This is a genomic window from Sphingobium nicotianae (assembly GCF_018603885.1).
In the GTDB taxonomy this organism is placed as follows: domain Bacteria; phylum Pseudomonadota; class Alphaproteobacteria; order Sphingomonadales; family Sphingomonadaceae; genus Sphingobium; species Sphingobium nicotianae.
In genome coordinates this window covers 193848-215731 of sequence record NZ_JAHGAW010000005.1, presented here as the reverse complement: position 1 = coordinate 215731, position 21884 = coordinate 193848, and the positions used below count along the sequence as shown (strand labels likewise).

The window sequence follows — 21884 nt, the reverse complement described above, 5'->3', positions numbered from 1 at the left end:
CGGATTTCAGGCGCGTCTGGATGTCTGACCGGAATGGGTATGACCGAGCTTGCCCAACATGTCTCGGAAGCGAGGCTCCTCGCCAAGATGTTTGAAGGCGGGATCAACGGCAAGGGCGGAGATTGGCTGGGCGCGTTCAGCGAGGGCGATTTCCAGCCAATCCAATGCGTCGTTGGTCGCATTGTGTGCGGCGTAAATGGTGGCGATGTCGAAGGCCGAGACATAACGTCGATCGCGCGCGGCACGAAGCTCATCCAGACACAGTCTCGATTCCACGTGTCTTCCCGCAAGCGCCAGTGCTGCCGGCAAATCGGCAGCACTGCCGATCGTTTCCCCGCTGCGGAGATGGAAAAGCTCAAGCGCCCGATCGACATCGCCTAAACGCAACCAGCTGCGCCCGAGCAGGGACTGCGCGTGGGCGAACTGGGGGGCAAGCTCTAGCGTCGCTTCCGCTTGCGCGATCGCCTGGTCATATTCCCCGGCATAATAATAGGCCATCGCGATATTGGCGCTGACATTGGCCGCCAGAGGCTCGATGGCCTGTGCCCGGCGGAGATCGCGCAATGCGTCCTCGAATCGCCCGGCACAGATTGCCTGGAGCGCTCTATAGTGAAGCGCCACGAGGCAATCCGGATTGAGATCGAGAGCACGGCGGTAACATCCGTCGGCAGCGGCAAAATCGAATTCGAACATGGTATAAACGTGGCCCAGCTGGGCGTGCCCGTCCGCCAGCGTGGCGTCAGCCTCTATCGCGGCGATGGCTGCGGCATGCGCCTTGGGAAACACATCCCGCGGCGCAGCCAGCCCGAAGACCCCCAGCAGCGCGTATCCACCCGCGACACAGGCATGGGCGAGCGCGAATTGCGGATCGATCTGCACCGCTTGTTGGAGATGATCCAGACCACGCCAAAGGGTCGCGCCACCCGGCCTGGTCAGCGCGGACCACCCAGAGACGAAGAGCTGGCTCGCCTGCGGGCTGGCACTCAGGCGTCGGGAAGATAGGCTCGGCTCGACCGGCTCGAGTGTTTTGATTTCAGCGACGAACCGGTAGCCCCGTCTGGCCTCCGTAACGATGAAGCGGTTGTCGCTGGGATTCTCGCCGAGGGCATTGCGAATCGCGGAGATGCATTTGGCGAGGCTGTTGTCTTCGACCGTGACGCCGCGCCAGATCGCCGCCATCAGCTCCTCTTTAGAAACCAGAACGCCGGAGCGGACGGCAAGGTAGATCAACGTATCAAGGGGGCGGCCCGACAGAGTGCTTGGCACGCCGGTCGCGCGATCCGTCAGCCGCCGCCGGCGAACATCAAGCAGGAAGTCGCCGAATGCCAAAATCTGGGTCTGGGCCGGTTGCATTTCAGATTTCAGGGTTTTTCACACCGTTAGGTCTCGTGACGGTCTAAACCCGAGCCAGGAACCTGTCGAGCCATTCGGCAGGCACAGGCTCTGCAAGGCCGCCCAGCTTCGATCGGGGGAGACAGCATCATGGTCCAGTCGCCAACAGGAACCGGCTCGCTGCGGCCGGTGCCGATGGCCGCCGCTGGCCTCTTCCTTTACTTCGCATTGGCTCTGCTGCTCATGCACGCTATTCGCCCGGACTATACGATCGTCGATCACATGATCAGCGATTACGCGGTCGGACGATGGGGATGGATCATGACCAGCGCCTTTGTCGCGATGTCTCTGGGCTGTCTTGCGCTGGCGATCGGCTTGTTTCACGATGGGTCTAAATCGTGGCTCGGCCGGATCGGCGCCGCACTTCTGCTCGTGACATTCGCCGGTCTTGTCGTGACCGCCCTTTTTCCAACCGATCTCGAGACAGCCCCATCGACCCGAACAGGCGACATCCATGCCATCAGCTTTCTGGTGAACGTCGTAAGCATTTTGGTTTCGACGCTGTGCCTGGCCTTCAGCTATCGCGGCGATCCACGCTGGCGACGTCGCTTCGGGCCAGCGCTCATATTTGCAGCGCTCCTCGTCGTCGCCTTCGTCGCGCAGTACCTGACATTGCACCGGGGCGCGCCCTACGGGATCACCAACCGTCTTTTTGTCCTGGTCTTGGTCGCATGGCTCATTTCAAACAGCCTGTGGTTGACCGCAATCCCTGCCCCGCAAGGTGCGACCGATCGCGGCTCAAAGGTCTGAGAGGCGGCTATGGCGAGGGAACGGGCAACAAAGGGATTTCTTTGGCTCGCCGCATTGGCTGGCGGTCCGCTGCTAGGCGCGAAACTGTTCGACCTTCTGGTGCTGGCCGGGGCCTGGAGCGCCAATCCCCCGCAATCCCTTGCGATGATGCCCTACGGCAAGGCCTGGCCCGTCGACACCGGCATGTTCTTCATTCCCTTTTCGGCCGGGTTGCTGATCGCCGGGTTCGGCGCGCTGGTCGCAGGCTGGAAGACGCCTTGGCGTTACCGCTGGCTACTCTGCATTCCATCCATCGGCATTCTCACTTTGCTGATCCTGACCGTCGTTGCCTTCTGGCCGATGAACGCCGCACTCTATTATCACGGCGTCGGCTCCCCGCGGGATAGCATAACCGACGCGCAATCCGTCGCCATGGCGCGTCTGTGGGTGCAGCTGGACTGGGTTCGAGTGGCGGGAGCGACCGCCGCCTTCATCGCCGCGCTTAGGGCGCTGACCCTCCCATGGCCGAAGGAGGTCGCCGCAAGCGATCCCGTGATCGTCCGCGTGCTGCTTGCTCTCGCACTGCTGGGCGTTGCCATGTTCGTTATATGGTTCGTATCGAACATCTAGGCCGCGTGGACAAATTCCTACTTCGATGATTGTCCGCTCTTAAGCGCCGACAATCGAGGCAGGATGGCTGAAAAGTCGTGGTTTACGGAAAGGCAGCTTCAGAATATCCGATGGACCAAAGCGGACGGAGCGCTATCACCACGATGAACCTTGGGAGCAGCACTTGAGCGACAGTTTCATTTGCTCGATCTGCGGGCAGGAGCACATCGGTCTCGTGACCGACTGGGCCTATAAGCTCCCACACGAAGTATGGGCGATACCCGAAGCCGAGCGTAGTGAGAAAGCTCGCTTCAATAACGATCTCTGTCAGTTCGACGAACGCAATTTCATCCGTTGCGTGCTCGACATGCCGTTTGCCGAAGCGTCGGGCAATTTTGGTTGGGGCGTTTGGGCGGAAGTCGATTGGCCGACATTCGAGCGCTATCTTGAGCTCTATGACGAGGACGGAAACTCGGAACCAACCCATTTAGGCAAACTCGCCAACGCCTTACCAGCCTATTCGGGATCGCTGGGCACTCCCGTTGTTATTCAATTCCGCGACCCGTCGAAGCGTCCGTCACTCTATCTGAAACCAGGCGATGAGAGTCGTTTGGCACTGGAGCAGCGAGCGGGCATCAATGAAGCTCGTTACCACGAGATACTGAACATCATCGGGCAGGCCTGAGCGGCAGCTTTCGGGGATTATCCCATCGTGCTCAAATGACCGCAATGGCGTCGCGTCCTGACTGTCGGCTTCCGGGGGAAAATGCCGGATAGCCGTCGTTCGAATTGTCCACGCCACCCAGGGACGTTCAGCGACGGTCCGCCCACTTGCATCGAACTCGCTGCTGCCTGACGGCGGTCATCCGTTCAGGAAATCATCGAGACCCCGGATGTCGACTTGAGGACCTCCCGGCCTTCCCTCCACGCGCGCGGCTGAAATGGCGTAGAGAGCGGACATACGGCACCCTTCGTCAGAGGACGGGCCGTGACACCGCCTTCTTATCGTAAGAGCCGATCGTCGCCGCTCCCGAACCCCGCACCCGCATTCATCCGCGCAGCCTGCCCGCAGCCGTCCGGCTCCGAACAGAAATCGAAGATGAAACGCCCCTACTTCCCCCGCTTCTTGCGGTGGCTGTCCAGGTCAAGCACGTCATTGTCGACGCCTTCGGGCATCAGGCCGAGGCGCCGGGCGACTTCCTGATAGGCTTCGACCTCGCCGCCCAGGTCGCGGCGGAAGCGGTCCTTGTCCAGCTTCTCGTTGGTCGTCATGTCCCACAGGCGGCAATTGTCGGGGCTGATCTCGTCGGCGAGGATCACGCGCGCGAAGTCGCCGTCCCAGATCCGGCCGAACTCCAGCTTGAAGTCGACGAGGCGGATGCCGATCGCCGCGAACATGCCGCACATGAAGTCGTTCACACGGATCGCCATGTCGGCGATGTCGTGCATCTCTTCCTGGCTGGCCCAGCCGAAGCAGGCGATATGCTCTTCCGAGACCATCGGATCGCCGAGCGCATCGTCCTTGAGCGTATATTCGATCAGGGTGCGCGGCAGCTGCAGCCCTTCCTCCAGGCCGAGCCGCGTGGCGAGGCCACCGGCCGCGACATTGCGCACGATCACCTCGAGCGGGATGATCTCGACCTGGCGGATCAGCTGCTCACGCATGTTCAGGCGCTTGATGAAGTGGGTCGGCACGCCGATGTTCGCGAGCAGGGTGAAGATATGCTCGGAAATGCGGTTGTTGAGCACGCCCTTGCCCGAGATCGTTCCCTTCTTCTGGGCATTGAACGCGGTCGCGTCATCCTTGAAATACTGGATCAGCGTGCCGGGCTCGGGGCCTTCGTAAAGGATTTTCGCCTTGCCTTCATAGATTTGGCGGCGACGGGACATGGGCGGGGCCTACTCGTGAACTGGAGCCGAAAATCAATGCCCCGGCGGCGCGAATCGGCAAGGATCAGCGGACGCCGGGGCAATCGCCATTCCCGATAGCCCAAGGCGGCCGGAAGTGCAATTTTCCGCGCGTGAGATGAGAGTGGCGCGCGCGCGGCGGAGCGGCTAATGCCGTTCAGCTTGCTGACAGTCGGAGGAGCGTAGCGGGCCGCTGCCGAGCCAGTCCGACCTCGTTTGGTGATGCTCGCAACGCGGAAAATCCTGCCTGATGACCTCGCCCATCTTCTTCGATGCCACCGGACGGCGCAGGCGCCTGGTCGGTCGCGCCACCGCGTTGCTCGTCCTGCTCGTCCTGCTCTGCGCGGCGGTCTTCGCGGCGACCCTCGTCAATGTACCGGCCGCCTCGCCATTGCAGTTCGGCCATGAGCGCGAGCAGGCCCTGCCGTTCCGCACGCATGTCGCGCGCCTGCGTCACCGGGTTCAGCGGCTGCTCGGCGCCAACGGGCATAGCCGCGCCGCGCCCGGCAAGCGCCTGACCGTCGGCTTCTACGTGCCCTGGGACAGCGAAAGCGCCTCGTCCCTGCGCGCGCATTATGACCAGCTGGACTGGGTGGTCGCGGCCGAGGGTGTCGTCGATCTGACCCATGGCCGCCTCGTCACGCATCAGGACGGGCCGCTGCGGGCGATGCTGCGCAGCCGTCTGCATCGCCCCAGAGTGATGCTGATGGTGCAGAACATCGCCGCGGGCCAGTGGGACGGGGCGGGCATGATGCGGCTCTTCCAGAACCGCGCCGCGTCCGACAAGCTCATCGACGATACCATTGCCGCGGTCGTCAGGACGCGCTGGCAGGGCGCGGTGTTCGACATCGAGAATCTGCCGGATCGGGCGCTGCCACTCTATCGCGCCTTTCTCGCCCGCGCCCATGCGCGTTTCGCAAAGGCGGGCCTCACCCTCGCGCTCACCGTGCCGGGCGGCGAGCCGGCGTGGGACATGCGCGCCTTCGCGGCGGTGGTCGATCAGCTCATGCTGATGGATTATGACCAGCATTGGCAGGGCGGGGAATCCGGACCGATCGCCTCGCAGGACTGGTTCGCGGCGCAGGTCGCCGAGGCGCGGGAGAAGGTCCCGGCGCAGAAGCTCATCGTCGCGCTGGCCAGCTACGGCTATGACTGGCACGACGGCATCGCGGACGCGCTGACGATCGGCGAGGCCTGGCTGTCCGCGTCCGACAGCGGGACGACGCCGACCTTCGATCCGGCGAGCGGCAACAGCGGCTTCGCGTTCGACGATGATGGTCACAGGCATGTTGTCTGGATGATGGACGCCGCGACGAGCTGGAACCAGCTGCAGCTCCTTCACGGCGTCGGCGGCGTCGCGCTCTGGCGGCTTGGCAGCGAGGATCCGGGTTTCTGGGAAGCGCTCGCCGCCTCAAAAGAGCATCGCCCTCCCCGTTTGGGAGTGATCGCGCCGCCGCAGGGAACCGACGTCGAAGGGAGCGGCGAGCTGCTGCGCATCAGCGCGCTTCCCACGGGCGGTCGTCGCGCGGTCGGCTTCGGGCAGGACGGGAGCGTGATCGCCGAGCGCTACACGACACTCCCCACGCCCTATCGCGTCACACGCACCGGTGCGGCCGATCGCCGCGCGATCGCCCTCACCTTCGACGATGGTCCCGACCCCGACTATACGCCGCGCATCCTCGATGTGCTGGCCAGCAAGCATGCGCCGGCCACTTTCTTCCTGATCGGCGAGAATGCCCTCGAGCACCCAGAAATCCTTCGCCGCATCGTCCGCGACGGGCATGAGATCGGCAATCACAGCTACACCCATCCGAATATGGCGGAGGAGACTGCTCTTGGCACGACCCTCGAACTCAATGCGACCCAACGGCTGATCGAGGCCTATACCGGCCGCTCGACCCGCTTGTTCCGTGCGCCCTATTTCGGTGATGCCGAGCCGACGACGGCCGACGAGCTGGTGCCGGCAACCATTGCTCAGCAGCACGGTTACACGATCGTCGGGCTGCACGTTGATCCGGACGACTGGAAGACGCCTGGCGTCCAGGCAATCATCGACGCCACGATGCGCAAGGTCCACGCCGCCAATGACGAGCGCAGCGGCAACATCGTGCTGCTCCACGACGGCGGCGGCAATCGCGATCAGACGGTCGCGGCGCTGCCGATCATCATCGACCGGCTGCGCGCGGAAGGCTATCGGATCGTCCCCGTCTCCCAGCTTGCCGGCCTCTCGCGCGATGCGGTGATGCCGATCGTCAAAGGCAGCGATCTGCTCGCGGTGCGGGCCGATGTCGGTTTCTTCCTCGTGCTCGCCATGATCGGTTATGCGATCCGCTGGCTCTTCTTCTTCGCCATCGCGCTCGGCATCGCACGTGCCTTGCTCCTGACGACGCTCGCGCTGATCGACCGCAAGGCCAGCCACCGCGCGCCGACAAACGCACCGCAGCCGAAGGTCTCGGTCATCATCCCCGCCTATAATGAGGAGAAGGTGATCGTCGATTCCATCACGCGGGTGCTGGCGAGCGACTATCCCGCGCTGGAGCTGATCATCGCCGACGACGGCTCCAAAGACGCGACCAGCGCACTCGTCGCCAGGCATTATGGCGCCGATCCGCGTGTGCGCCTGCTCACTCTCGTGAATGGCGGCAAGGCGAGTGCGCTCAATCGGGCGCTGGGCCACGCCAGCGGCGAGATCATCATCGCGCTGGACGCCGACACCCAGTTCCTGCCCGACACGATCGCCAAACTGGTACGCTGGTTCGCCAATCCGCGCATCGGCGCGGTCGCCGGCAATGCGCGCGTCGGAAACAAGGTCAATCTGGTCACTCGCTGGCAGGCGATCGAATATGTCACCGCGCAGAATGTCGAGCGGCGCGCGCTGGATGCGCTGAAGGCGATCACCGTCGTCCCCGGCGCCGTCGGTGCCTGGCGCCGTGCCGCGCTCGACGAGGTCGGAGGTTATCCCGAGGATACGCTCGCCGAGGACCAGGATCTGACCATCGCCATCCAGCGCCTCGGCTGGTGGGTGGAATATGATGTCGAGGCGATCGCGCTCACCGAGGCGCCCGAGACACTGCGCGCGCTCGGAAAGCAGCGTTATCGCTGGTCGTTCGGCACGCTCCAGTGCCTGTGGAAACATCGCGAGGTGCTCAAGAAAGGCCGCCCGCGCGGCCTCGCCTGGTTCGGCATGCCGCAGGCCTGGCTGTTCCAGATCGTCTTCGCCGCCTTGTCGCCGATCATCGATCTGGCGCTGCTTCTCTCAATCGTCGGCACAATCATCCGTGTCCACCAGCATGGCTGGGACCAGACCCAGAGCGACGTGCTGCGCATGGGGGTCTATTGGGCCATATTCGTCTCGGTCGATCTGATCGCGGGGTGGATCGCCTATCGTCTGGAGCCAACCAGGCAGCGCTTTCCCGGCCTGCTGATGATCGCCCAGCGCTTCGTCTATCGCCAGCTCATGTACGGCGTCGTTCTGCGCTCGATTGCCGCCGCGCTGCGCGGCCGCGTGGTGGGCTGGGGCAAGCTCGAGCGCACGGGCAGCGTCACCGTCACCCCGGCCGGCTGAAGCCGCGCGGACCTGCCGGTTTCGCTTATTGCAGCGTCGCAACCAGCGCCTGGACCTCATCGTCCTCGGCCAGGTTCGGATGCACGACGCGGCGCACTTCGATCGCAGGAATCGGATCGACATAAGGCAACCGCCTGAGCCCTGACGATCCGCCGATCCGCGCCGCTGCCGCACCGAAGAGAGGCAGGATGCCCTGCCCTTCCAGCGTCTGCTCTACGAGCAGTCTATAATCGTCGCTCTCGACGACGAATGGCAGCTTGCCCAGGCCGCCTTCCGCGAGACATGCCTCCAGCAAGGGTCGCAGACGGTTGCCCGCCGTGAAGCTGACCAGCCCCTCCAGCAACAGATCCTCGCGGTTGACAAACTCGCGATCAGCCAGGCGGTGACTGGGCGCGACATAGAGCGCCCATTGCTCACTCCAGAGATAGTCGGAGGGGAATACGCGGGTCTCGCCGAGCGCATAGAAATAGGCGATCGAGATGTCTCCGGTTGAGAGGGCCAGCGCAACGCGATCTGCCACAAAGCAGTTGAAGTCGACCGAAACCGGCCGATTGGGAAAAGCGTCCTCGAATGCGGCGAGCTTGTCCTGAAAGCGCGCAAGGATGGACGCGTGCGTGCCGATCATGATCGGCTGATCGCTCGGCACCGGCGGAATGGCGGCGTGGGGGGCTGGCTTCGGTTCCACCGGCATTTCCGGCGCGATAGCAATCTCGACCGGGCGATGCTCGGCCGGAATCGGCAATGGCACGGCGGCCTGCGCAGCCAGCTTGGGCACAGGCCGTCCTGTGTCCTGCGCCACGAAATCGCGCATGTTCGAAACCAGCGCGTCGCAATCGGCCAGAATCAGCCGCGCTCGGCCCAGCGCCGCCTCGCCCGCCGCGGAGAGCCGCCCCTTCCCGCCCCGTTCACGATCGAATAGGCTGACGCCCAGCCGAGCCTCGAGCTGCTTGATATGATCGCTCACCGCGACCTGCGAGACGCCCAGCGCGCGCGCCGCCGCTCGGAAACTGCCCTCACGCGCGATCATGTCGAGCGCTTCGAGCTGACGCAATGTGATCCGATCCATGGCGAACAGGTGCTGCTTATCGGAGGGCCTGTCAATCGTGGGCTGACGACATTGTCTCGATGGCCCTCTCGAGCCAGTCCCGGAGTTTGCGGGCCTCGGCGAGCCCCACAGCCGCAACACCATCCGGATCCCAGACGGTCAGAGTCAAGATGCGCTCATTCAACCACCTGGCTGTGAACTCCGCGCACGCCATTTCCCCAAGTTCGCTCGGATAGCGCGGATCGCTCGGGAGAATTTCTTCATCCATCTCATAAGCTTACATGGCGATGAGACTGACGCAACCCATCATGGTGGGCCAAGCAACGACAAAATGGGAGTCATGCTGGAGCGGGTAGCGGGGATCGAACCCGCATCACAAGCTTGGAAGGCTAGTGCTCTACCATTGAGCTATACCCGCGCGTCCAGGAGCTGGCGCTTGCCACAGTGTCGCGCGGCAGGTCAATGGGGTTGCGGGCCGGCCAGCCAAAGCAATCGACTGCAGGTCCGCCCCCCCTCTCTTCCGGCCGGCCTGCGGCAAATCCGCCCCAGGAGCAATTTTCTTGCTCATATCACCCGCCTTCATATCATGATTAACCGGCTGACAACCCTGTCTGGCCCATGACTGGGCGATGGACCGGGGCCGGAATGAATCAACCGTGACTGTCATAGGCGGCGCAGGCGGCGCGCTGCTTGCGGGCCTCGTCTATTTCATCATTGCCGCTGCGACGATCAGGCTCACGAACAGCCATGGCGGCATCGCGCCGATCTGGCCTGCCAACGCCGTCCTGCTGGCTATGGTGTTGCTGCGACCTCGCCGCGAGACCGTCCTGCTCATCGTCGCCGGCATGATCGGCAATGGTCTCGCCGTCATGGCGACGGGCGGTGGTCTGCCTGATCCCTTTCTCTATGCCGGGTCGAATCTGGTGGAGCTCGTCGTCGCGACGCTCGGTCTGCGATCCGACACCAAGCAATATCTCCGCCATGAACCGCGTTCGATAGGCCATATGCTGCTCTGGTCGGGCCTGCTTGCGCCTGCCGCCAGCGCCTGTTTCGGTGCCCTGACAGCCTGGTATCTGTTCGGGCATTCCATCGTTGCAGGCTATCTGCGCTGGTTCCTGGCCGATTCTCTCGGACTGCTAATCTTCACGCCCTTCGTGATGACCTTGCTCAGCGGGGATTTCCAGCGCGGCATCGCCGAGATGGACTGGAAGCGCCGCGGCGAATTCGCCGGCCTTCTCGCCCTTACCGCGCTGACGACGTGCCACGTCTTCCTCTGGGCGCGTTATCCTCTGCTGTTCCTGGTCATCCTCCCGATGATGCTGACGACGTTCCGCGCCGGCTGGCTGGGCAGCAAGATCGCGCTGACGATCGTCGCGGTCATCAGCGGCGGCGTGACGATAGCCGGCCTCGGCCCGATCGCGGCGCAGACACCCGATCCCGACGTGCAGGTGTACGGTGTGCAGATGTTCATTGCCGCGATGCTCCTGCTCCAGTTGCCAATCGCCGCCGCCCTCGCCAAGCACAGGCAACTCGTCCAGATGCTGCAGGACAGCGAGCAGTCGCTGCGCCTGCTGGCTTCCCGCTCGCCGATCCTGCTGATCTCCTTCGATCTTGATGGCATTTGCAAACGCGTCGTCGGTACGAGCGACGTGCTGCTCGATCGCGATCCGGCGACCCTGGTCGGCGCCTCCTTCGCCACCGTGTCGCAGGAAGGGCAGTATGAACTGCGCCGCGCCCATAATGATGCGCTCGACGACGTCTCGCAGAGCCACACCGCCGAGTTCCGGACCGTCAAGGTCAACGATGCATGGCTCGAGGCGGTGTTCCGTGCCCATTTCGACGAGGATGGCCGCTGTGTCGGCACAATCGCCACCATCCACGACGTCACCACGCGCAAGAACCAGGAACTCTCCCTTTCGCGCACCGCAACGACGGACAGCCTCACCGGCCTGCTCAACCGGGCGGGATTCCGGTCGCGGCTCGACCATGCCCTGCTGAACGCGGCACCCGGCGCACTCAGCGTCGCGATAATCGACGTCGACCGCTTCAAGTTGATCAACGACAACAGGGGGCATCAGGTCGGCGACCTCGTGCTGAAGGAAATCGCGCAGCGCATCTCGGGACAGGTGCGCACCAGCGACGCGGTCGGGCGGTTGGGGGGCGACGAATTCGTCATCCTCCTCGCGACGCCTCATTGGGAAACGGTGCAGGAAATCTGTGCGCGCATTGTCACGTCGGTCAATGCCGAACCGGTCGCGCTCCCCTCGGGCAACAGCCTGCGCACCGCCATCAGCTGCGGTGTATCGCGCTTCCGGGCAGGACTTTCGGCCGACGATCTGATCCACGAGGCCGACGTCGCGCTCTATGAAGCCAAACGCGGCGGCCGGAACCGGGTGGTCGCGGGCTAGCGCATCTCTCCCGATCGAGCACACTGGCGACAATTTGATACAAATTCGCGTGTGTCCGACAAAATCCGGAGACATATCGCGTCTACACCTTTGACTCGGCGCCCTCCCCCTGTTGCGCCGACTTAGGTGAGGAACGAACATGTCGCATCGCCCCCATATGCTTCTCCTGGGTGCCGGTCTGCTCTCCCTCGGCGCCGCCGCCCTTGCCCAACCGCCCGCCCCTCCTCCGGCTATGCGGGGAATGGGCGGGCCGGTCATGGCGCCGCCGGCCAACCGCGCCGAGTTAAAAGCCCAGCTCGAGCAGCGCTTCGACGCCACCGACGCCAATCACGACGGCACCGTGACGCCCGAGGAGCTTAAGGCCAAGCGCCTGGCGGACCGCCAGAAGATGCGCGCCGAGATGCGCGATCGCATGTTCGCACAGCTCGACACCGACAAGAATGGCTCGATCAGCAAGGCGGAGTTCGATGCGGCGCACGGCCCCGGCCAGGATCACCCCGGCATGGGTAGCCCGGACGCGCGCGGCCCCGTCATGGATGGGAACGAGCATGACGGCCACGGCATGCGCGCGCATCGCTCGATGCGCCGCCATATGGGGCGCGGCGCGATGATGCATGACGGATTTGGCGGCTTCAAAGGCCAGCCGGTCACCAAGACGGCGTTCGTCGATGCGGGCCTCGCCCGCTTCGACAAGGCCGATACCGATCACGACGGCAAGATATCTCCCGCCGAACGTGACGTCGCCCGCAAAGCAATGCGCGACCGCTTTGCGCCGGCGAACAGGCCCGCGCCCCCGCCCCCGGGGCAATGAGGCTGCATGGCCGGTTCGGCGGGTCCACTGCCCGCCGGATCGGCCATGTCCCTGTCGCTTTTCCGCCCATCGGCAGCTTTCGGGCCAGGCGCTGCCGATCCCGCTTCCGCTCATCATCCCGCTTGCAAGATCGTCGCGATTGCGCACAAGCCGTTCGACCCCTTGCGCAGGAAAGCCCTGTCCGAATGTCCACCCGGCCCCACCTCCTCCTCGTCGATGACGAAGCCGCGATCCGCGAGCCGCTCGGTTCCTATCTCCAGCGCTCGGGCTTTCGCGTCTCGGAAGCCGCCAACGCCGCCGAAGCGCGCAAGATCCTTGCCGGCAACGCGATCGAGCTGGTCGTTCTCGACGTCATGATGCCGGGCGAGGACGGCCTCAGCCTCTGCCGCTCGATCCGCGAGCAGGGCGAGATGCCGGTCATCCTGCTGACCGCCCGCACCGAGGAGACGGACCGGATCGTCGGGCTGGAGATGGGCGCCGACGACTATGTGCTCAAGCCCTTCTCGCCGCGCGAGCTGGTGGCGCGGATCAAGACGATCCTGCGCCGCGCCGGCGGCGGCGGCACCACGCCCCGCGAGACGGCCGGCGGCGCGTCGCTCTACCGCTTCGAGGGCTGGACGCTGCGCGCCGACGACTGGACGCTGAGCGGGCCGGACGAGGTCGCGATCCCGCTGAGCACCGCCGACTTCCGCCTGCTCCAGGCCTTCGTGACGCATCCACGGCAAGTCCTGAGCCGCGACCAGCTGCTCGATCTCACCCAGGGCCGCGAGGCGCATGCGTTCGATCGCTCGATCGACAACCAGATCAGCCGCCTGCGCCGCAAGCTGGAGGATGATGCCCGCGCGCCCAGCCTGATCAAGACGGTGTGGGGCGGTGGCTATATGTTCGCCGCCGATGTGACGCGCGAATGACGTGGACCCCCATGGCCTTGATCGGCTGGATGCGGCCGCGCACGCTCGCGGGCCAGACGATCCTCGTCGTCGCCGCCTCGCTCGCGCTCGTCCAGCTCATCAGCTTCTCCCTCTATTATCTGACGCAGCGCAATCAGTGGATCACGGTCGCCGCCGCGCCGGGCGTGATCCGCATCCTCGAGGCGCTCGATCCGCGCGAGCCGGCCAATCCCTTCCAGCGCAACCGCGCGGTGCGCAGCCTCGGCGTTTCGACCGAATTGCCCCCGATGCGCGGCGACGATGCCCCGGAGATAGCCGCGCGGGCCGACGAGCTGTTCCGCACCGCCGGGCTGGTCCCGCTCGAAGTGCGGGCTGCCGTGGACGAGCCGCAGGGCCGTCGCCGCCTGCCGCGCATTCTCGGCCGCGCCAATGGCCAGTCCCCGCCGCGCATCCAGGTCCAGCTCAGCGTCAAGCTCAAGCCGGACCGCTGGGTGACGGTCTTCACGCGCGCGGCGCCGATCGCGCAGCCCATCTTCCAGCGCGTGGTCGTGCAGACCCTGTTCTTCTATGGCATCGTGCTGATCCCCCTGGTCTGGTTCACGCGCAGGCTTGCCGCGCCGCTGCGCGCCCTCACCTCCGCAACCACCCGTGTCGGCACGCCCGAGGGCGCGCCACCCGTCCCGGAGATCGGGCCGGACGATGTCCGCGGCCTCGCCACGGCTTTCAATGCCATGCAGGACCGCATCCGATCCATGCTGGAAGAGAAGGACCACATGCTGGGCGCGATCGGCCATGACCTGCGCACGCCCCTGACGGCGCTGCGCGTTCGCGCCGAGAGCGTGCCGGACGACCGCGATCGCGAGCGCATGGTCGCCACGATCGAAGAGATGCAGAGGATGCTCGACGATATCCTGTCGCTGGCCCGCGTCGGCCGTGACCGGGAGCCGCCGCAGCGCGTCGACCTGGCCGCGCTCGCCGATGCGGCACTCGATGACTTCGAGGACATGGGCATGCCCGTGGAGCGCAGCGAGATGCAGCGCGCAGTGGTCAACGTGCATCCTCGCGCCATTCGCCGGGCGCTCACCAATCTCATCGAGAATGCCGTGAAATATGGCGGCCAGGCGCATGTGTCGCTGCGCGTCGACAGGGACCGGGCAATCCTGTCGGTAGCGGACAACGGCCCCGGCATTCCCGAGGATCGCATCGAGGAAATGCTCCAGCCCTTCACCCGGATGGAAAGCTCGCGCAGCCGCGACACCGGCGGCACCGGCCTCGGGCTCGCCATCGTCCGCGCCATCGCCTCGGCCGAAGCCGGGCAATTCCAGCTGCGCAATCGCGCCGAAGGCGGCCTGCTGGCGGAACTTAGCCTGCCGCTGGTCCCCTAGGACGGATCGACATCCAGGTGTCTGAACGCGGCAGGGCCCTCCTTCGTGGAATGAGGTCATCCCAAACTTGTTTCAGCATGACGAAAAGAGGCAGGCAACTCGCTGACCATCGATCGCCTTGGGCCGCGTGGACGAATTCCAGCTGTCATGCTTGTCCCCTCTTAAGCGCCGGCAATCGACGCCGGATGGCTGAAAAGTCTTGGGAAGGCGGACCTTGCTGCTCCCACCGACGTCACCCCGGGCTTGACCCGGGGTCCCGCTGTTTTTTCACAAGTTCAGGCATAGTTCCCCGTTCCACAGGAGAGCGAGACCCCGGATCAAGACCGGGGTGGGAAGCTCGCCGGCCGCTTTTGATTGAAGGCGGTAGAAAGCTGACCTTGGCTATGACAGATCGGCGGCATGAGCGAACTCCCAGCATGGCCTGCCAAATTGACGCGGGAACAGAAAAAGGCTGTGAAGCAACGTAGCAAAAACTTTGACGCTGCGTTGAAAGGCGCGTCGCGGGCCGCTGGTTGGCGTTTCGCTCGCGGCGGAGTGTTCCGGCAGACTGGAGATTGGTTCATCAGCATACTGCCTTCCCTGCTTTGGGAGCGCGGCGCGCTTGTCCGCATGATGGTCAAGCCGATGGCTTTGGACCCGCTATTTTGGAACATCGTCGGTCTGAGTGAGAATGAGGCGCTGCCGCTATCCTTTCGAGCGACCGGCGCATGGGTGCTACGTCCACCTTCTACGGAGGGCCACGTGGGGCCGAACACAATGCAAGTGCAGCCACTTGCGACCGAGGTTCTTGACTGGGGCAATCGACGCGCCGCTGAGGCGCTGCAAAGCATATCCACTACATCGATGCTCTCCGCGCTGCCCGACGAAGAGCACCTTCGCGGGCAGTACCGCGCTTTGGCTATTTGCGTTCGCATCATGATGGATGATCTGGACGGAGCCGCTCGTCTTTGTCGCATAGCTGATCCTGCTATCCACCCTTTGATTCAGGAGGCTGGTGGTTTCACCACTCACAACAGCGACGGCTCAGTTTCCTCATTTCTCGACCAAGCCCGTGACTGGATCGCTCGCAATCGGCGGGAGGAGCTACGCTTGGCCTAGCTTCGTGTCGCCTTGGGTCTACTCTTTGGGAGGCCTTTCGGCTTTCCTACGTCCGCTTTGGCGTCGCCTCCCGACCGTCGGCTTTTGGGTCAAAATGCGGGATACCCGTCGTTCGAATTTGCCCACGCGACCTAGTGATGCCCGCCCTCTGCCTTCTTCGGGGTCGGCTCGCTTTTGCCGGGCGCGGCCTTGCCGCTCTTGACCTGGCTCTGGTTGATGATCGTCGCCCCGGTGGGCAACGCCGTCTTGCCGAGATCGATCTTGCGCAAGGCTTGCTCGTTGAGCGCGATACGTTCGTCGCGCATCATCCCGCGGCGGCGTTCGTCGAGTTCCACCTGCGCTTCGTCGCCCTTGGGATCGCCCGCGCCCGCGCCTGCGGCGCCCCGGGCAAGCTGACGGTCCAGCCCCTTGCTCCAGGCAAGGACGACCGACATGCGCCGGTTGCGCGGGTCATAAGGGTCCGCGGCCACGAAGGGTTCACGATCGGCGACGCCCTCGATGCGCAGGAAGCGTTGATTGCCAATGCCATTCTGCGCCAGCACGGCCCGCGTGGCCTCGGCGCGCGATGAGGACAGCATCCAATTATTCATGTTGCGCCCCGCCGAATAGGGCAGCCCATCCGTGTGGCCCGTCACGATCACGTCGTTGGAGACGCCGGCAATCACCTGGGCGACCTTCGCCAGCAGCTCGTGCGCCTCAGGCAGCAGCCTGTCGGTGCCCATCGCGAACATGGCGAAGTCCGCCTCGTCGATCAGGTCGATGCGCAGGCCCTCGCGCGTCTCGGTGAACTTGATGTGCTTCTTCAGACGACGCAGCGCCTTCTCTTCGAGAATCTTCTTCTCGATGACCCTCTTGAGCTGCTCGAACTTCTGCCGATCGCTGTTCTTCATGTTCTCGCCGCCCACGTCCTTGACGCCCGTGGCGTCGCGCGGGATCGTGATGGCGAGATTGCCCTCGCCACCAGTGGTCGGATGGTTGCCCTTCGAGGTCAGGCTGTCGCCGCCGAACAGGCCGTTGGAGCCGGCGCTGTCCATCTTCATCTGGACGAGTGTGGGGGTAAAATAGTCGGCCAGGCCCTTGCGCTGCTTCTCGGTGGTCGCGCCGAGCAGCCACATGAGCAGGAAGAAGGCCATCATGGCGGTCACGAAGTCGGCATAGGCGACCTTCCAGGCGCCGCCGTGATGACCGCCATGCGCTTCGGCAATGATCTTCTTGACGATGATCGGCCTTGGCTCGGGCTCGTTCGCGCGTTTCTTGGGCGGTTGCGCCATGATCTATCGTCCCCCGTTCCCGCGCTTAGCGACCGCGAAGCCCGTCGAACACCTCGGCGAAGGCCGGCTGGTTCGCATGGTTCAGGTTCGAGCGCGCCGCTTCGATGACCAGCGGCTGCGGATGGCCGTGGAGCGAGGCGATGATGATCTGCTTCACCACCTGGTAGATGGAGGCATCGGCCTCGATCACCGAGCGGCAGCGATTGGCGAAGGGATTGACCATGCCATAAGCGAGCAGAATGCCGAGGAACGTGCCGACGAGCGCCGAGCCAATCATCGCGCCGAGGATGGCCGGCGGCTGGTCGATCGAGCCCATGGTCTTGACCACGCCGAGCACGGCCGCGACGATGCCGAGCGCCGGCAGCGCGTCGGCCAGGCCCTGAAGATTGTCGGCGGGCTTGATCGCCTCGTGATGATGGGTCTTGAGCGCATTATCCATGACGTCCTCGACCGCGTGCGGATCGAGCGTGCCGGAGGAGACGACCACCAGGCGCAGCGTGTCGGCGATCAGATGGATCAGCGTGCTGTCCTTCATGAGCTTGGGATATTCGCTGAAGATCGAGGAGGCCTTGGGATCCTCGATATGCGGCTCGAGCGCGACGGGGCCTTCGACGCGCAGTGTCTTCATCAGCTTGCTGACGAGGAAGATGCAGTCGAGATAATCCTGCTTCTTGAACTGCGGGCCCTTGAAGACCTTCACAAAGCCGCCGAGCAGCGCCTTGAGGTCCGACCCCGAGTTACCGATGATCAGCGCGCCGACGGCGGCACCGCCAATGATGAGCATTTCGTGAGGCAGTGCATGAAGGACAGGTTCCAGATCGCCGCCGGTGAAGGCGAACCCACCGAAAACCATCAAGATCAGAACGACGAGACCAATACCTGCGAACATTCTATTCCCCGCGCGCTTTCGAGCCGTGGCCGATCCAGGACGGACCGGTCGCTTGCGCCCTGTCTAGAACGTCTCCCCTCAAACAGGGTTTAGGCTCAGGGTTACCGCGACTTTAAATATATGGGGGACTTCACCCCCTTCGGCTGCCCGAGACGGCCGAAAACCGGGCCAATCGCGCGATCGGCCCGGCGCACCCGGGAAGAAAAATGCGAAAAATATCCTGAAAGTCAGGAAATCAGATCGAAGAGCGTCTGCCGGTTGATTCGCGCGAAGGCCTGCTGCGCCGCTTCCAGCGTCGTCAGCTTCTGCTGCAGCTTGGTGATCGTCTCGGTGAGATCCGTGTCCTCGAGCGTCGAGCGTCGCTCGGTCAGCGCAAGGCTGTTGTCGGTCAGGCGATTGCCCATGTCCTCGATGCGCTGGGCGCGCACGCCCTGAAGCGATTGCGCCACGATGACATGGTCGAGCGCTGTGCGCGTGTCGGCCAGCGCCGCCGACCGATCCGCGTCCGTACCCGAGCGGACCGCCGTGATCGCATCGGACAGCACCTGGTCGAGACTGCGCGTTCCCACCGCATTGTCGGCGATGCTCTGCCTGGTTCCGACCGCCTCGATGGACAGGCCGGCGCCCACCGGCACGTTGACCGTGTTGGTGTCATCGAACACCGGCTGGCCCTGATAGTCGGTCTGGTTGAGCAGATCGTTGATGGTCTGGCGGATGCCTTCCAGTTGCTGCGCCACGGCCTCGCGGCCTGGCGACCCCTGCGAGGTCGAGGTGGAAGTGACCAGCAGATCCGTCACCTTGGTCATCAGCGTGTTGATGTCGTTGAGGTTCGCGCTCGCCTTCGTCGACCGTGAATCGGCGAAGGTGAGATTGCTCTGCCACGCCGTCGTGAGCGACTGCTGCCGGCCGACGAGCGAAATCTGCACCCAGTCCTGCGGATTGTCCGATGCCTGGTTGAGCTTGTGCCCGCTCGAGATCTTGCCCTGCTCGGTCGCGATCTCCTTGGACATCAGCTGCTGGCGGTTGATCTCGGCACTGATCGATTGGGAGGTGATGAAAACCATGACGCTGTATCTCTCGCTTGTGCCGTCAGACGACCTGGAAGATGGAATCCATGATCTGGTTCGCGACCTGGATGATTTTGGCGCAGGCCTGATAGGCCTGCTGATAGCGCAGGAGATCGGCGGCTTCCCGATCCAGATTCACGCCACTGACGTCGGCGCGCGCCGATTGGGCCATCTGGTCGCGACTGGAGGCGGCCGTCTGCTCGGCCAGCGTCGCGTTGACGACATTGGCATGAGACGAGACCAGGGCCGTCCATTTGTCTTCCATGCCGCCCGATCCCCGGATCGAGCTGATGTTGATCAGGTTGCCGTTGGCGACGCCGCTGGTCGAGGCACCGGCGAGATCGGCCGGATCGCTGATCAATACCTGGAGGTTGCTGGCGTCCGTGCCCGACAGCATCGGCTGGCCCGCCGCGCCGCCGGCCGTCTTGCCGGCGGTGTGCCAGGTGTTGACGTCGCTCACATATTGCTTGGCGAGATTGTCGAGATCGGTAAGCCGGTCGCGCGCTGTCTCGGCGCTGCTCACAAGGCCACCGAGCGAGCCGGAGGTCGGATCGGCGATGGCCGTGCCGCCGACCGAGAACTGGATCGTGCCATCCGTGTTGTGCGTGACGTCCACGCTCGACGCCGACACATTCTGGACGAGATAATCCGAGCCATATTTGACGTTGGCGACATCGTTCGCGCCATATTCGACGGTCACGTTGAGACGCTTCGACACCTCGGCCAGCGCCTGATCGCGGGAATCCAGCAGCGCGACATGGGCCGCCGTGCCGTCCGCCGAGCGGCGCAGGCCTTCGTTGGCGGCGGCAAGCTGCTTGAGCGCGTCATTGAGGGCTGCGGTCTCGTTATCGGCGCCCTTGCCGATGCCATCCTGGACCGCGACCATGTCCGTACGCGACTGCCTGAACGCCGTGTTGACCTGCTCGAAGGAGAAGAGGACATTGGTGCGCAGGGTCGTATCGGTCGGGTTCGACGCCAGGCGCTCGACGGCCGAGAACATCGCCGTCATGCGCTGGCCGACACCCAGGGAGCCGTCGTTCAGCGCGGTCTCGATGTCGCCCATCCACTGCGCGCGCTGATCCGCGCTGCCAAGGGCGGTGCTGGTGCTGCGGGCGGCAGCGTCGAGATAGTCGTCCTGATACCGCACGACATTGCCGATCATCACGCCGCCATAGGCCATGCCTGAGCGATAGTAGATCGTCGTGCCCGAGCCGGCGGGCGATTCCCGGATCTCGACGCCGCGCCGGCTGTAGCCGGTCGTGTCGGTGTTCGCGATGTTGTTCGAGATCGCGCCCATCGCCGCCTGATAGGCGCGCGCGCCGGAGACGCCGATCCCGTAAAGATCCGTCGCTGTCATGGCGTCTTCTTATCGAGCTGCTGGAGGATCAGATTGGCGATACCGAGGCCGCCCTGGCTGGCCATGCCATCCGCCATCTTGGCGTCCGAGAGCTCCTGGAACTGGTCGACGGCGCTGCTGCCGGCGATGTCCTCGCCCAGCCCCGCCTTGCGCATCGAGCCCATGAGCTGGCGCGTGAAGATCGCCTCGAACGCCCTGGCCGTTTTCGCGAGTTCAGCGCGCTCCCGGGCGCGCGCGTCCGGCTGGACGCCCGTGCCGGCCGAAGCCGTCGCGAGCGTCGCGGTGCCGGAACCAATGCCAGAAACTTGCGTCATATGATTTCCAGCTCCGCTTTCATGGCACCCGCCTGCTTGAGTGCCTCGAGGATTTCCACGAGATCCGATGGCGAGGCACCGACGGCATTCACCGCCTTCACAATATCGGACAGGGACGCCCCACCCTTAAATAGAAACATCGGATTCTTTTCTTCCTGAGCCGTGATGGCGCTGGACGGCTCGACCGCCGTCTCCCCCTTGGAAAAGGGCGCCGGCTGCACAATGCGCGGAGATTCCTTGACCGTGACCGTGAGCTTGCCGTGGCTGACGGCCGCCGGGCTGATCCGCACGCCGCCGTTGATCACGACCGTGCCGGTGCGGGCGTTGACGATCACCTTGGCCGGCGGATCAGCGGGCTTCACCAGGATATTCTCGATCAGGCCCATCATCATGATGCGCGCTTCGCCGCCCTGCGGCGCGGCGATCTTGATCGAGACGCCGTCCTGCGCCTTGGCGCGCTGATCGCCGAACGCGAGATTGATCGCGTCGGCCACGCGCAGTGCGGTGGTGAGATCGGCTTCGGCAAGGTTGAAGGTCAGGCTCGGGCTGGTCTCGAAACCGGTCGCGACGGCGCGCTCGATCGAGGCGCCACCCGGGATGCGGCCGGCCGAGGGCACGTTGACCGAAAGCTGCGAGCCGTCCGCGCCGGAGACGCCGAGGCCACCCACGGCCAGATTGCCCTGCGACATCGCATAGATTTCGCCATCGGCGCCGCGCAGCGGGGTCAGCACGAGCGTGCCGCCGCGCAGCGACTTGGCCTTGCCAAGCGCCGAGACGGTGACGTCGAGCCGCTGGCCGGGCTTCCCGAACGCGGGCAGCTCGGCGGTCACCAGCACGGCCGCGGCATTCTTGAGCGCGGGATTGACCCCGGGCGGCAGCGTGAGGCCGAAACGCGAGATCACGCCCTTCACCCCCTGCGTGGCGTAATCCAGGCTATCGTCGCCCGTGCCAGCCAGGCCGACGACGACGCCATAGCCGATCAGCTGGTTGGTGCGCAGCCCCTCGAAATTGCCAATGTCCTTGATCCGCTCGGCATGCGCCTTGGGCGCGGCGAGTTGCAAGCCGGCGATAATGACGAGCGCGACGAGCCAGCTCAGCATCCGGGTCAGCATTATAGGAAAGCGGGAAATCATGCCGGGATGCTCC

The 21884-nt window shown here is 64.5% G+C and carries 19 protein-coding genes and 1 tRNA gene; 9 read left to right on the top strand and 11 right to left on the bottom strand.

The window, feature by feature from the left end:
• Nucleotides 1–6: 6 nt before the first annotated feature.
• Nucleotides 7–1353 (bottom strand): winged helix-turn-helix domain-containing protein, encoded by a 1347-nt coding sequence (locus tag KK488_RS09090; protein ID WP_214622844.1) that lies wholly within the window; start codon nucleotides 1351–1353, stop codon nucleotides 7–9.
• Between the two features lie 129 nt (nucleotides 1354–1482).
• Between KK488_RS09090 and KK488_RS09085 the strand changes: the two genes are divergently transcribed.
• The 3 genes from KK488_RS09085 to KK488_RS09075 all read left to right on the top strand — a co-directional run bounded on the left by KK488_RS09085 (nucleotide 1483) and on the right by KK488_RS09075 (nucleotide 3415).
• Nucleotides 1483–2142, top strand: coding sequence for a DUF998 domain-containing protein (locus KK488_RS09085; RefSeq protein ID WP_214622843.1), 660 nt, complete (start codon nucleotides 1483–1485; stop codon nucleotides 2140–2142).
• Nucleotides 2143–2196: 54 nt separating this feature from the next.
• Nucleotides 2197–2751 (top strand): anthrone oxygenase family protein, encoded by a 555-nt coding sequence (locus KK488_RS09080; RefSeq protein ID WP_250890208.1) that lies wholly within the window; start codon nucleotides 2197–2199, stop codon nucleotides 2749–2751.
• Nucleotides 2752–2914: 163 nt separating this feature from the next.
• The gene (locus KK488_RS09075) at nucleotides 2915–3415 is read left to right on the top strand and encodes a DUF2199 domain-containing protein (RefSeq protein ID WP_214622841.1); all 501 of its coding nucleotides are present in this window, start codon (nucleotides 2915–2917) and stop codon (nucleotides 3413–3415) included.
• A 425-nt stretch (nucleotides 3416–3840) separates the two neighbouring features.
• On the opposite strand, the gene purC is transcribed toward KK488_RS09075, so the two are convergent.
• Nucleotides 3841–4620: a phosphoribosylaminoimidazolesuccinocarboxamide synthase gene (gene purC, locus KK488_RS09070; protein WP_214622840.1), complete on the bottom strand. Its 780-nt coding sequence runs from the start codon at nucleotides 4618–4620 to the stop codon at nucleotides 3841–3843.
• Nucleotides 4621–4888: 268 nt separating this feature from the next.
• On the opposite strand from purC, the gene KK488_RS09065 reads away from it, so the two are divergent.
• Nucleotides 4889–8203: a trifunctional glycoside hydrolase family 18/polysaccharide deacetylase/glycosyltransferase family 2 protein gene (locus KK488_RS09065; protein ID WP_214622839.1), complete on the top strand. Its 3315-nt coding sequence runs from the start codon at nucleotides 4889–4891 to the stop codon at nucleotides 8201–8203.
• Nucleotides 8204–8228: 25 nt separating this feature from the next.
• Here KK488_RS09065 and KK488_RS09060 read toward each other — a convergent pair whose 3' ends face one another.
• From KK488_RS09060 to KK488_RS09050, 3 genes are all read right to left on the bottom strand, one after another.
• A complete protein-coding gene (locus KK488_RS09060) occupies nucleotides 8229–9269 on the bottom strand; it encodes a LysR family transcriptional regulator (protein ID WP_214622838.1) in 1041 nt (346 codons plus the stop codon).
• A gap of 31 nt (nucleotides 9270–9300) precedes the next feature.
• Nucleotides 9301–9516 (bottom strand): hypothetical protein, encoded by a 216-nt coding sequence (locus tag KK488_RS09055; protein WP_214622837.1) that lies wholly within the window; start codon nucleotides 9514–9516, stop codon nucleotides 9301–9303.
• Nucleotides 9517–9592: 76 nt separating this feature from the next.
• Nucleotides 9593–9666, bottom strand: a tRNA-Gly gene (locus KK488_RS09050).
• 238 nt (nucleotides 9667–9904) lie between these two features.
• Between KK488_RS09050 and KK488_RS09045 the strand changes: the two genes are divergently transcribed.
• The 5 genes from KK488_RS09045 (at nucleotide 9905) to KK488_RS09025 (ending at nucleotide 15840) form a co-directional block, all read left to right on the top strand.
• Entirely contained in the window at nucleotides 9905–11656 is a 1752-nt protein-coding gene (locus tag KK488_RS09045) for a sensor domain-containing diguanylate cyclase (RefSeq protein WP_214622836.1), read from the top strand.
• A 139-nt stretch (nucleotides 11657–11795) separates the two neighbouring features.
• Nucleotides 11796–12467: an EF-hand domain-containing protein gene (locus KK488_RS09040; RefSeq protein ID WP_214622835.1), complete on the top strand. Its 672-nt coding sequence runs from the start codon at nucleotides 11796–11798 to the stop codon at nucleotides 12465–12467.
• 185 nt (nucleotides 12468–12652) lie between these two features.
• Nucleotides 12653–13378, top strand: coding sequence for a response regulator (locus KK488_RS09035; RefSeq protein ID WP_214622834.1), 726 nt, complete (start codon nucleotides 12653–12655; stop codon nucleotides 13376–13378).
• Nucleotides 13375–14742 carry an ATP-binding protein gene (locus KK488_RS09030; RefSeq protein ID WP_250890206.1) on the top strand — a complete coding sequence of 456 codons (1368 nt, stop codon included), beginning with the start codon at nucleotides 13375–13377 and terminating at the stop codon, nucleotides 14740–14742. The genes KK488_RS09035 and KK488_RS09030 overlap by 4 nt, the downstream gene beginning before the upstream one ends.
• A gap of 399 nt (nucleotides 14743–15141) precedes the next feature.
• Nucleotides 15142–15840 carry a hypothetical protein gene (locus tag KK488_RS09025; protein ID WP_214622833.1) on the top strand — a complete coding sequence of 233 codons (699 nt, stop codon included), beginning with the start codon at nucleotides 15142–15144 and terminating at the stop codon, nucleotides 15838–15840.
• Between the two features lie 131 nt (nucleotides 15841–15971).
• Here the strand turns inward: KK488_RS09025 and KK488_RS09020 are convergent, their stop codons facing one another.
• From KK488_RS09020 to KK488_RS08995, 6 genes are all read right to left on the bottom strand, one after another.
• The gene (locus KK488_RS09020) at nucleotides 15972–17111 is read right to left on the bottom strand and encodes a flagellar motor protein MotB (protein WP_214622832.1); all 1140 of its coding nucleotides are present in this window, start codon (nucleotides 17109–17111) and stop codon (nucleotides 15972–15974) included.
• A gap of 25 nt (nucleotides 17112–17136) precedes the next feature.
• The gene (gene motA, locus KK488_RS09015) at nucleotides 17137–18000 is read right to left on the bottom strand and encodes a flagellar motor stator protein MotA (RefSeq protein WP_214622831.1); all 864 of its coding nucleotides are present in this window, start codon (nucleotides 17998–18000) and stop codon (nucleotides 17137–17139) included.
• 227 nt (nucleotides 18001–18227) lie between these two features.
• A complete protein-coding gene (locus KK488_RS09010; protein WP_214622830.1) occupies nucleotides 18228–19064 on the bottom strand; it encodes a flagellin in 837 nt (278 codons plus the stop codon).
• A gap of 25 nt (nucleotides 19065–19089) precedes the next feature.
• Nucleotides 19090–20424, bottom strand: coding sequence for a flagellar hook-associated protein FlgK (gene flgK / locus KK488_RS09005; RefSeq protein WP_214622829.1), 1335 nt, complete (start codon nucleotides 20422–20424; stop codon nucleotides 19090–19092).
• Complete coding sequence (locus tag KK488_RS09000; RefSeq protein WP_214622828.1) at nucleotides 20421–20738, bottom strand: rod-binding protein; 318 nt, start codon at nucleotides 20736–20738, stop codon at nucleotides 20421–20423. Before KK488_RS09000 ends, flgK begins: the two co-directional genes overlap by 4 nt.
• Nucleotides 20735–21838, bottom strand: coding sequence for a flagellar basal body P-ring protein FlgI (locus tag KK488_RS08995; protein WP_432653846.1), 1104 nt, complete (start codon nucleotides 21836–21838; stop codon nucleotides 20735–20737). The genes KK488_RS09000 and KK488_RS08995 overlap by 4 nt, the downstream gene beginning before the upstream one ends.
• Nucleotides 21839–21884 lie beyond the last annotated feature (46 nt).

What these genes read in the sequence shown, in the direction of transcription:
- KK488_RS09090 (WP_214622844.1), bottom strand. Translation starts at nt 1,353, where the DNA reads ATGCAACCGGCCCAGACCCAGATTTTGGCATTCGGCGACTTCCTGCTT.
- KK488_RS09085 (WP_214622843.1), top strand. Translation starts at nt 1,483, where the DNA reads ATGGTCCAGTCGCCAACAGGAACCGGCTCGCTGCGGCCGGTGCCGATG.
- purC (WP_214622840.1), bottom strand. Translation starts at nt 4,620, where the DNA reads ATGTCCCGTCGCCGCCAAATCTATGAAGGCAAGGCGAAAATCCTTTAC.
- KK488_RS09065 (WP_214622839.1), top strand. Translation starts at nt 4,889, where the DNA reads ATGACCTCGCCCATCTTCTTCGATGCCACCGGACGGCGCAGGCGCCTG.
- KK488_RS09060 (WP_214622838.1), bottom strand. Translation starts at nt 9,269, where the DNA reads ATGGATCGGATCACATTGCGTCAGCTCGAAGCGCTCGACATGATCGCG.
- KK488_RS09055 (WP_214622837.1), bottom strand. Translation starts at nt 9,516, where the DNA reads ATGGATGAAGAAATTCTCCCGAGCGATCCGCGCTATCCGAGCGAACTT.
- KK488_RS09040 (WP_214622835.1), top strand. Translation starts at nt 11,796, where the DNA reads ATGTCGCATCGCCCCCATATGCTTCTCCTGGGTGCCGGTCTGCTCTCC.
- KK488_RS09035 (WP_214622834.1), top strand. Translation starts at nt 12,653, where the DNA reads ATGTCCACCCGGCCCCACCTCCTCCTCGTCGATGACGAAGCCGCGATC.
- KK488_RS09030 (WP_250890206.1), top strand. Translation starts at nt 13,375, where the DNA reads ATGACGTGGACCCCCATGGCCTTGATCGGCTGGATGCGGCCGCGCACG.
- KK488_RS09025 (WP_214622833.1), top strand. Translation starts at nt 15,142, where the DNA reads ATGAGCGAACTCCCAGCATGGCCTGCCAAATTGACGCGGGAACAGAAA.
- KK488_RS09020 (WP_214622832.1), bottom strand. Translation starts at nt 17,111, where the DNA reads ATGGCGCAACCGCCCAAGAAACGCGCGAACGAGCCCGAGCCAAGGCCG.
- motA (WP_214622831.1), bottom strand. Translation starts at nt 18,000, where the DNA reads ATGTTCGCAGGTATTGGTCTCGTCGTTCTGATCTTGATGGTTTTCGGT.
- KK488_RS09010 (WP_214622830.1), bottom strand. Translation starts at nt 19,064, where the DNA reads ATGGTTTTCATCACCTCCCAATCGATCAGTGCCGAGATCAACCGCCAG.
- flgK (WP_214622829.1), bottom strand. Translation starts at nt 20,424, where the DNA reads ATGACAGCGACGGATCTTTACGGGATCGGCGTCTCCGGCGCGCGCGCC.
- KK488_RS09000 (WP_214622828.1), bottom strand. Translation starts at nt 20,738, where the DNA reads ATGACGCAAGTTTCTGGCATTGGTTCCGGCACCGCGACGCTCGCGACG.
- KK488_RS08995 (WP_432653846.1), bottom strand. Translation starts at nt 21,838, where the DNA reads ATGCTGAGCTGGCTCGTCGCGCTCGTCATTATCGCCGGCTTGCAACTC.